General features: G+C 35.9%; 8 protein-coding genes and 1 tRNA gene. 8 read left to right on the plus strand and 1 reads right to left on the minus strand.

Annotated elements, in window-relative coordinates:
- The first annotated feature begins 352 nt into the window (after positions 1-352).
- The 7 genes from dnaE (at position 353) to OZD66_RS03185 (ending at position 6,942) form a co-directional block, all read left to right on the plus strand.
- Positions 353-3,682, plus strand: coding sequence for a DNA polymerase III subunit alpha (dnaE, locus tag OZD66_RS03155; RefSeq protein WP_182367056.1), 3,330 nt, complete (start codon positions 353-355; stop codon positions 3,680-3,682).
- A 48-nt stretch (positions 3,683-3,730) separates the two neighbouring features.
- The gene (locus OZD66_RS03160) at positions 3,731-4,504 is read left to right on the plus strand and encodes a 30S ribosomal protein S6 (protein ID WP_182367059.1); all 774 of its coding nucleotides are present in this window, start codon (positions 3,731-3,733) and stop codon (positions 4,502-4,504) included.
- Positions 4,504-4,779 (plus strand): 30S ribosomal protein S18, encoded by a 276-nt coding sequence (gene rpsR, locus OZD66_RS03165; RefSeq protein ID WP_007548890.1) that lies wholly within the window; start codon positions 4,504-4,506, stop codon positions 4,777-4,779. Before OZD66_RS03160 ends, rpsR begins: the two co-directional genes overlap by 1 nt.
- Before the next feature lie 7 nt (positions 4,780-4,786).
- Positions 4,787-5,341, plus strand: coding sequence for a 50S ribosomal protein L9 (gene rplI, locus OZD66_RS03170; RefSeq protein ID WP_006279792.1), 555 nt, complete (start codon positions 4,787-4,789; stop codon positions 5,339-5,341).
- Positions 5,342-5,347: 6 nt separating this feature from the next.
- A complete protein-coding gene (locus tag OZD66_RS03175; RefSeq protein WP_077188215.1) occupies positions 5,348-5,581 on the plus strand; it encodes a hypothetical protein in 234 nt (77 codons plus the stop codon).
- A complete protein-coding gene (purB, locus tag OZD66_RS03180) occupies positions 5,578-6,870 on the plus strand; it encodes an adenylosuccinate lyase (protein WP_182367061.1) in 1,293 nt (430 codons plus the stop codon). The genes OZD66_RS03175 and purB overlap by 4 nt, the downstream gene beginning before the upstream one ends.
- Positions 6,870-6,942, plus strand: a tRNA-Met gene (locus tag OZD66_RS03185). The genes purB and OZD66_RS03185 overlap by 1 nt, the downstream gene beginning before the upstream one ends.
- A gap of 170 nt (positions 6,943-7,112) precedes the next feature.
- On the opposite strand, the gene OZD66_RS03190 is transcribed toward OZD66_RS03185, so the two are convergent.
- Positions 7,113-8,393 (minus strand): iron-containing alcohol dehydrogenase, encoded by a 1,281-nt coding sequence (locus OZD66_RS03190; protein WP_182367063.1) that lies wholly within the window; start codon positions 8,391-8,393, stop codon positions 7,113-7,115.
- 42 nt (positions 8,394-8,435) lie between these two features.
- Here OZD66_RS03190 and dapE point away from each other — a divergent pair, with 42 nt between their 5' ends.
- Positions 8,436-9,632, plus strand: coding sequence for a succinyl-diaminopimelate desuccinylase (gene dapE / locus OZD66_RS03195; RefSeq protein ID WP_182367065.1), 1,197 nt, complete (start codon positions 8,436-8,438; stop codon positions 9,630-9,632).
- Positions 9,633-9,755: the final 123 nt, after the last annotated feature.

Consider the following 9,755-nt stretch of genomic DNA (forward strand, 5'->3'; position numbering starts at 1 on the left):
TAGCTAGTTATTCACTATCCATTTTTTAAGTTGGCGTTTTTTTATGTTTTAAACGCTTTATAAGCGCGTTTCAGCTTATGTAGGTAGAAGTTTGATAAAGACATAAGGTGCACATAGTGCAAAAAATTAAACATGAGACGCCAGATACGCGAGTTTTTTTGTCATTTAATCTGTACAGAGAAGATAAATAAATAGCTTCAGTTTCATGATAAGGGGGCTGGCGAAGCTTGTCAAGGAAGTTTTTTGTATCTTAACCTTAGATTTGAGAAATCTTATAGGCTTTTGTTCTCATGAAAATTATGTTCTCATGAGTAAATTAATGTTATCCTTTTTTGTTGATCTGAAGTTTCTTATGTTCATACACTTACGTGTTCATAGTGTTTATTCGCTGCTTGAAAGCTCGGTTAAAATTGAGGAGCTGATCGGCCTTTGTTTGCGAAATAAAATGCCAGCGGTTGCAATTACTGATTCAGGTAACTTGTTTGGCTCACTTGAATTTGCAGAATATGCGGCAAGTAGGGGAATACAGCTAATAATAGGATGCAATATTATAGTTAAACATTCAGAACAAAATTTACCTATATTATTGCTTGCAAAAAATGAGCAAGGGTACACTAATTTAGTCACTTTGGTGAGTGAGTCTTTTAGAAAGCGCAAGAATAACAGCGATATTCCTTACGTTGATTTTGATGAGCTATTGAATTTAAGTACGGGTCTGATCGCTTTAACCGGTGGATGTTTGGCTCAACTATTGTTGGGGCAAGATAAAGAAACGGTTGAAAAACTGCTTTCAGCATTCAATGGTCATTTATATGTTGAATTGCAGCGTCATGGGCTGAATAAAGAGCTAGAGCTTGAAGAAGCTTTGATAGACTTTGCTTATCAGCGCAATATACCACTAGTTGCAACGAACGATGTGTTTTTTCCAAATAGGTCTGACTATGAGGCTTATGATATATTAACGTGTATATCGGAGGGGAGTTATGCCCTGGAGAATAACAGAAAGAAGTTAACTACCGAGCATTACTTCAAGTCTGTGGCAGAAATGGAGGAGCTGTTCAGCGACATTCCCGAAGCAATTCATAACACTTTAGTGATAGCTAAGCGGTGCTCTTACATGCCAAGAAGCAGGCAGCCTATTTTGCCTAAATTTCCTTGTCGAGAAAATAAAACTGAGAATGAAGAACTGAGGGAGCAGGCAGTTGCAGGATTAGAATTCCGTATTGCGAATGAGACAGACATAGACCTTAAACAATACTACGATCGGCTGAATTACGAACTGAGTGTGATAACTTCGATGAACTACGCTGGCTACTTTTTGATAGTTTCTGATTTCATTCGTTGGAGCAAAGCAAATGGCATTCCAGTTGGTCCAGGAAGAGGCTCTGGTGCTGGATCAATTGTTGCTTGGGGCTTGCAGATTACAGACCTTGATCCAATAAAGTTTGGCCTAATATTTGAAAGATTTTTGAATCCTGATCGTGTATCGATGCCTGACTTTGATATCGATTTCTGCCAAGAGAAAAGGGACCTGGTTATTGATTATGTTCAGAAAAAGTACGGTTATGTTGCTCAAATAATCACTTTTGGAAAATTGCAAGCAAGGGCAGTATTGCGTGATGTTGGTAGAGTATTGCAAATGCCTTACTCTCAAGTGGATAAAATATCTAAAATGGTTCCATTTAATCCAGTAAATCCTGTAACTTTATCACAAGCGATAGAGTTTGATCAAAACCTGCAGAAAGAGCGGGATAGTGATGAGGTAATTGCAAAGCTTCTTGATATATCGCTAAGGCTCGAAGGAATATATCGTCACGTTTCAACTCATGCTGCTGGAATTGTAATATGTGATCAAAAGTTGGAAAATTTTGTTCCTGTGTACTACGATCCAAATTCGGCTCTGCCAATCACTCAATACAGCATGAAATATGTGGAGAAAGCTGGGCTAATAAAATTTGATTTTCTTGGACTTGGTACGCTAACGCTAATAGATCATGTATGTCGTTTAATTAATCGTGATGGAAAAAAGATTGATATTTCTTCAGTTTCTTTGAATGATCAAAAAACCTATGAGATACTCTCAAGCGGTGATTCAATTGGAGTGTTTCAGCTTGAAAGTTCGGGAATGAGAGAAGCTTTAATTAAACTAAAACCGGACTGCATTGAAGATATTATCGCTTTAATTTCCCTTTATCGTCCAGGACCTATGGATAACATTCCAACTTATGTTGCAAGAAAACACGGACTTGAAAAGCCAGATTATATTCATCCGTTACTTGAGGAAGTATTAAAAGAGACATTTGGGGTAATAATCTACCAAGAACAGGTGATGGAAATAGCGCGTATTCTCTCTGGATACAGTCTCGCAGAAGCAGATTTGCTAAGACGTGCCATGGGTAAGAAAATTAAGGAAGAGATGGATAAACAACGTGAACTTTTTGTCCAAGGGGCAACAAAAAATGGCGTTGATTATGACAGGGCAAGTTATATCTTTGACCTTGTTGCAAAATTTGCTGGTTATGGGTTCAATAAATCTCATGCTGCAGCATATGCGGTTATATCTTATCAAACGGCTTACCTTAAAGCTAATTATCCATTAGAATTTTTTACAGCACTAATGAATCTGAATATTGATGATAGAGATAAACTGAATTTATTTTATCATGCAGCAAAGTTTAGTGGCGTTACCGTTCTTCCACCTGATATAAACAAGTCTCAAGCTGAATTCTCAATAGAGGATGAACGCATACGTTATGGTATTGCTGCCTTGAGGAATGTTGGTTTTTCTATAGCGGAAGGAATAGTGAACGTACGTTCAAGCGCTTGTAAGGACATATGGGAATTCATTCAAAATTCAGGTCATACAATAAATAAGAGAGCGCTAGAAAGCCTGATTAAATCCGGAGCATTCGATAGCGTGCATAAGAACAGAAAGCAGCTATATGAGTCAATGGACACGCTGATTTACTTTGCAAATAAAAACAAACAGGATAGAGAATCAAGTCAAGCTGCTTTGTTTGGTAGTCTTGATGTCCTCAAACCGAAACTTGAGAATGTGGAAGATTTTGATGAAGAGGAAAAATTAGAACATGAGTTATTTTCACTAGGATTTTATTTAACTAATCATCCGCTTGAAAAATTTAGAACTCTTCTGGAAAAGTTAAATATTGGGTTTATCGGAGAAAATAGAACAGCAAAAACTGCTGGGGTAATATTAAATGCACGTATGAGAACTTCAGAGCGTGGAAGGTTTGTTATCCTCACACTTTCTGATCCCCATAACGTTTCTGAAATAGCATTCTATAATAATGAAATAATAGAAGAAAAAAGAGATTTATTTTCACCAGGAACATTTGTAACAATTGATCTTGAAGCTTCGGAAAATACAACAAGATTGGCAGGCAAAGATATATCTGAGTTTACAAAAAGAATCACTTCTACAATAAAAGAATTAGTTCTCACCACTGAGTGCACGGATTCGCAAAAAGCCGCTATGGAATTAAACGCAATATTGAAAGATGAAGGCAGAACCAAAATAATGCTAAAACTTCTTCTCGAAAAACATAAAGTGAGCATCTTATTACCAGGTGCGTACTCAATTGCTCCTCAAGTTATGTATGAAATATCTAACTTAAGCTGGATTAAAGGCGTAGAAATTAACACAAATAACTTGCTTATATAAAAAAGCTTTATATAATGAAATATTTAATCGGTATTGAAGGAAGATATAGTGAATCTTTATGAATTTACTTTTATAACACAACAAGGATTATTACAGCAAGAAGTAGAGGAGATGGTCCAAGAGCTAGCTGTTTCATTGAAAAATATTAAAGCAGATGTTATGTTCCAGCAAATCAGGGATATTCTGAAAAAAGGAAATGACAAGCTTACAACACAAGAGTTAGAAGTGCGTGCTGAAAACATTAAAGAAGGTCTAGTTGCTTACTCTGATTTCTTGGAAGATCTTACAAAAATTTTATGGGTTGAATTAGAAGAAGATTTTTCAAATTTGAAAGAAGTGAAGTCAAAAATCGATGAAGAGTTGAAAGATGACCTAAAAGATTTAGGAATAACGCAAGATTTTACAAAATTTCTAGGAGGCAGTACTAAAAGTGCGTTTATCCATAACGCAGTAAATGCTTTGAAGAGAAATATTTCAGAACATCTAATAAAGATTTTTCAAGATATTTTGAAAGATTTTAGAATAAACGGTCCAACTCAATCGAGCAAAGCATTGGAAATGCTTTTGAAAAACATTGAAGCATCAGGATTAATCAAGTATGAACGTTGGGGTCTTTTGGATTTTGCATATCACACAAATAAAATGAAGAGCGGTCATTATTGTATAATGTGCATAAGTTCTACTGCAAGCATTCTGGATGAATTTGTGCGTAGAATAAAACTTAATGAGAACGTTATTCGCCACTTTCCTGTGCAGGTTGATAAAATTTTTGAAGGTAAATCTTATATGATGGATAAACAAATTGAGGGGCAAAGCACATAATGATGAAAAGACGAAATAGTTTTAATAATTCTTACGTATCTGTAAATAATAGGACTGGCTTTAGGCGTTCTAAAGTTTGCCCTCTTGCTGCGTCTAAAGATGAAGACATAGATTATAAGAATATAGATTTATTATCCAAGTTTACCTCTGACTATGGTAGGATATTACCTAGAAGATTAACAGGCGTATGTGCAAAAAAACAAAGGAAGTTACGCTTAGCGATCATAAGGGCACGTTTTTTAGCTCTTATTCCTTACTGTACTAAAAAAGTTTAGGTAATTTATGTTGATAATTTTAAAGGAAAATATAAGGACTTTAGGTAAGCTTGGTGAAGTTGTCAAAGTTAAACCAGGTTATGCACGTAATTTTCTTTTTCCACAAAGAAAAGCGGTGAAAGCTACCAAGGAAAATTTAACAAAACTAGAGGAGCAACGTTTATTACTGGAAGAAGAGAATATAAAAAGATTAAATGTAGCAAAAGAGCTTGCATTGTCACTACATGATAAGTTTGTGGTATTGATAAAGCAAGCTTCAGAGGATGGTAAAATTTTTGGTTCTGTAACAACACGTGAAATTGCGAAAATTTTACTACAAGAAGGACATGTGATAGATCACCGTAGTTTATCTTTTGGTGGAGTAAGCATCAAAAACTTGGGTGAATACCAAGTAAACGTAGAATTACATAGTGAAGTAGTAGTACCAATTACTATATACGTCGTGAAATCCGAAACAGATGCAAATGAGCTAAGGCAAGTAAAATTGCAAAATCAGAAGTCTGAGCAACAAGAGGCAGAGCAAGATGCGAATAAAGAAGCTACTGATGGTGATGATAGCTGATCAAAGATGATCCCTTGTTATAGTCGTAAAGAAATGTCTGCCATGGCTAAGCTGGTGTCATCCCAGTGCTTCCCTCATGTCATCCCAGTGCGTGACACTGGGATCCAGTTTATTTCATCATGGACATTATTTTATGCTTCTAGAATCCGTTGTCCATTGAATAATTTGCAAATACTTTTATACCTGGATTCCAGTGTCACGCACTGGAATGACACCATTATTGGAATAAATCAAAAATGATTCCCCGCTATAGCAGAAAAGAAATGTCTTCCATTTGGGAGGAAAATAATAAATTTAATATATGGCTTAAAATAGAAAAATTAGCGTGTGAAGCTCAAGCAAAGTTAGGAGTGATTCCGAATAATATTGCTGAGAACCTCTCTGGTGCTATTGAATTTGATGTTGAATGTATCAACGAAATTGAATCCATTGTAAAACACGATGTTATAGCTTTTCTGACATACATTGCTAAAAAAGCGGGAGTTGATGTTCGTTATCTTCATTATGGAATGACAAGTTCTGATGTTTTGGATACATGCCTTGCGGTGCAACTGAAAGAGTCCTGTGATATTTTGCTCGAGAATCTAAAAAATTTACTTGCAGCATTGAAAAAAAAAGCTGAGGACTATAAAGATATTGTTTGTGTTGGACGCAGTCACGGAATGCATGCAGAACCAACAACTCTTGGAATAAAATTTGCCAGATTTTATGCTGAATTTAAACGCAATTATCAGAGATTAATTAGCGCGCAAAAAGAGATCTCAATTTGTAAAATATCAGGTGCAGTAGGCAATTTTGCAAATGTTGATCCGTTTGTTGAAGAATATGTAGCGAAAGAAATAGGACTCATACCTGAAATCATATCGTCTCAAGTCATTCCTCGTGATAGACATGCTATGTTCTTTTCAGTTTTGGGAGTGATTGCAAGCTCAATAGAAAATGTTGCTGTTGAAATTCGTCATTTGCAAAGAACTGAAATCGGCGAAATTTCTGAGCATTTTTCCACTGGGCAGAAGGGAAGCTCTGCTATGCCACACAAATGTAATCCTATTTTAAGTGAAAATCTGACTGGACTCTCACGTTTAATACGCAGTTATGTTTTTCCTGCGTTAGAAAATGTTGCATTGTGGCACGAACGTGATATATCACACTCGTCTGTGGAAAGATGCATTGCTCCTGATGCTTGTGTAACAATGGATTTTGCTTTAGTGCGATTAACAGATTTGATAGATAAATTGGTGATCAATAAGGAAAACATTGAAAAGAACTTAAATTCTTCAAAAGGTTTAGTTTTCTCACAGCGTGTATTGCTTGAGTTAGTAAATAGTGGTTTGGCGAGGGAAGAGGCGTATAAAATTGTTCAGAGCAATGCAATGAAAGTGAAACAAAACAACAGTGATTTTCTGGCCGAATTGAAACAAGATAAACCCTTACTTAAGGTTATTAACTCGGAAAAACTTGAATCTTTGTTTGATTTGAAGTATTATACGAAACATATAGATCGTGTGTATAATAAGGTTTTTAATTAGGCTGAGTAGCTCAGTTGGTAGAGCAGGAGGATCATAATCTCTTGGTCGGGGGTTCAAGTCCCTCCTCAGCCACTCGAACTAAACTATGTTTAGCAAAGCAGTGCTATTGGTGAAACCCAGTGTCAGTTACTTGGAATGAGTTGTATATCCACTTAGGTGAGGAGACAATGGATAAGAGATTGTGAAAAGGGTTTAGCTTTTGGCCTATGATCTCTTTAAATGACAGAATTTCACTACAAAACTTAACTTTCTTCTATGCAGTTAGCTAAGTCAAGAAAGGTGAATCTATCTCTTGTTGTAAACGCAAGATCGACCACTTTACAATATTGTTCTTTATTCCAACTGAGGTGCTCTGGTAAGTGTGGAATTGATAGATCTTCAAATATTTTTTGCAGGTGTTTTGCAGGTAGTAAATTTTGCTTAATTAAACTGGAAATATTATGCCATTCTTTACAAATAATCTCTTGGATTTTTTGCTGCATAATTTGCTTCTGTTCAAAAGTTCTTACAAATTCGATATTATCAAAGCACTGAGTTATATGTTTTACATCTAAAGTGGTCGGTTTGATAATCGGGTTTTGTATTGATAATATCTTTTCCTGCAAATTAGCCATGGTAATCGTCGTAACAGCAATTTTTTCGCCATGTAGTAAGGAATGATCTCTTGTTACCATTTCCATTGCGTGAGCTATCATATGCTCTCCTTGGCTTGCAGAATAGCTGCCTTTTGATATTACCATTCCAAGTCCTGAAATTAGTAGAACTTCCATAAGTAATAGGACCACTTTTCTACTTCTTTTAGTAAGCGCCGTATACTCTCTTAGCAAAATTTGCTCAAAATCGCGAACAAGTGTAAAAGGTAATTCATTGTATTCTGTGCCAAGCAACAAATGAGATAGTAGCCAGTCAGCCTGAACTGTTGAACGACAAATGAAATCTGCAAATCCGCTTAATGTGAGACGCAGTGGTGCATTGGCAAGTATGTCTATATCTATATATACTGCTCTTGGAAGATGTGCTTTGAACGATTTTTTATATCCATTTACTAATATTGAAGCATTTGCAGAGGTATATCCATTCATAGAAGCGGCTGTTGGGAACGATATATAATCTTTTTTCTCGAGGTAGCTTGCATATTTGCAGATATCGTTAACAGTGCCGCTACCAAATGCAACTATTAAGTCACTGTCTTTTGCTTTGTTTCTAACTAGATTTACGGTTTCAAGAGAGGCAGCTCTGCTTGGTGTCATGCAAGTAGCTGACACTGGGATCCAGGAAAACAACTTATGGATTCCAGTGTCACGCGCTGGAATGACAGGTGGAGCTGGAATAATTAAGTTAGGAATTTTATTAAGTACGTTTTTGTTTAAAAGTTTTGCTGTATTTTTATCTGCAACTAGAAAGACGTCATTTCCGTGTCGTGTGCATATTTCATAGATATCATCAGCAAGGTAGTAATCTGTTATTACTTCCCTTAGAAAAGTTTGTTCGGTTTGATGTAATATTTGTTTTAAATAGTGCACAGAGTGTTTACAATATAGCAGTATAAGTATTTTAAGATTGACATGAAAATTGACCCTGTAGAGCTAACTAGGAAACTGATCTCTTTTGAGAGTATAACACCAGAAGACAGCGGGGCAATAGAGTATATAGCAACAATCTTCAAGAAGAGCGGCTTTGATTGTGAGATTTTAGAATTTGGTGATAAAGTTAAAAATCTTTATGCGAAATATATAAATGGAGTACCAAATTTGTGCTTTGCTGGGCACGTTGATGTTGTACCACCGGGTCAGTTAAAAGATTGGGTATTTGGTCCATTTAATCCAGAAGTGAGGGATAGAATGCTATATGGAAGAGGGGCCGCTGATATGAAAAGCGGAGTAGCTGCATTTATTGCTGCTATGGTAAATTTGATTGCAGAGAAGTTTCAATTTAATGGTTCGATAAGTGCATTGATTACCAGTGCTGAAGAAAGCATGGAAGAATATGGAACAAAGGCAGTTTTGGAATGGATGAAAAATAAGCAGAAAAAGATAGATTTTTGTGTGGTTGGCGAACCAACCAGTAGTGAGAAATTAGGTGATACCATAAAAATAGGCAGAAGAGGTTCTGTAACATTTGAATTAATTTGCCATGGAAAACAAGGGCACGTTGCCTACCCAGACCTAGCAGACAATCCAATATATAAGGTAATATCGATATTGAGTAAGGTAAAAAATACTACTTTTGATCATGGTAATAAATATTTTCAGCCTTCACATTGCGAAGTTACTACTATCGATGTTGGAAATAATACTAGCAATCTAATACCTGGCTCAGCAACTACACGTTTTAACATTCGATATAACAATGAACAAATACCGGGTGGCTTATATAAGCTGATTGATGAAATATGCTCCAGTGTAACTAGCGATTATAAACTTTCTGTGCATAGCAGCAGGGACGTTTTCCTCTCTACTCCCGATAGAAATACTGATATTATGCTTGATGCAATAAGTAAGGTTACCAACATTGATGCTATACTTAGCACAAGTGGTGGCACATCTGACGCTGCGTTTATCAAAGATGTTTGTCCAGTGATTGAATTTGGTATAATCAACAAAACCGCACATCAGATAAACGAATGCGTATCAGTAAACGATATACACAAGTTAACAGCTATATATAAGGAATTTATAGAAAATTATTTCAATCCCACTAATAAAATATTGAATCAGGTCAACGTGGTTAGTAATATATCTAGTGGTCCATTGTTAGCTTAGATGTAATCAGATCTCTTGCATAACTGTTGTTTGAATAATATAGCATTTCTCATAATAGTCCGAACAGGTCATAGGAAGGCAGAATCAACAGCACGACGAAAGGATTCGAATAGAGGAATGTTT

The sequence above is a fragment of the Wolbachia endosymbiont of Drosophila baimaii genome (genome assembly GCF_028982185.1).
Taxonomy (GTDB): domain Bacteria; phylum Pseudomonadota; class Alphaproteobacteria; order Rickettsiales; family Anaplasmataceae; genus Wolbachia; species Wolbachia pipientis.

Coding starts and splice junctions, on each gene's coding strand:
- rpsR (WP_007548890.1), top strand. CDS start 4,504: ATGATGAAAAGACGAAATAGTTTTAATAATTCTTACGTATCTGTAAAT.
- dapE (WP_182367065.1), top strand. CDS start 8,436: ATGAAAATTGACCCTGTAGAGCTAACTAGGAAACTGATCTCTTTTGAG.
- OZD66_RS03175 (WP_077188215.1), top strand. CDS start 5,348: ATGATCCCTTGTTATAGTCGTAAAGAAATGTCTGCCATGGCTAAGCTG.
- dnaE (WP_182367056.1), top strand. CDS start 353: ATGTTCATACACTTACGTGTTCATAGTGTTTATTCGCTGCTTGAAAGC.
- rplI (WP_006279792.1), top strand. CDS start 4,787: ATGTTGATAATTTTAAAGGAAAATATAAGGACTTTAGGTAAGCTTGGT.
- purB (WP_182367061.1), top strand. CDS start 5,578: ATGATTCCCCGCTATAGCAGAAAAGAAATGTCTTCCATTTGGGAGGAA.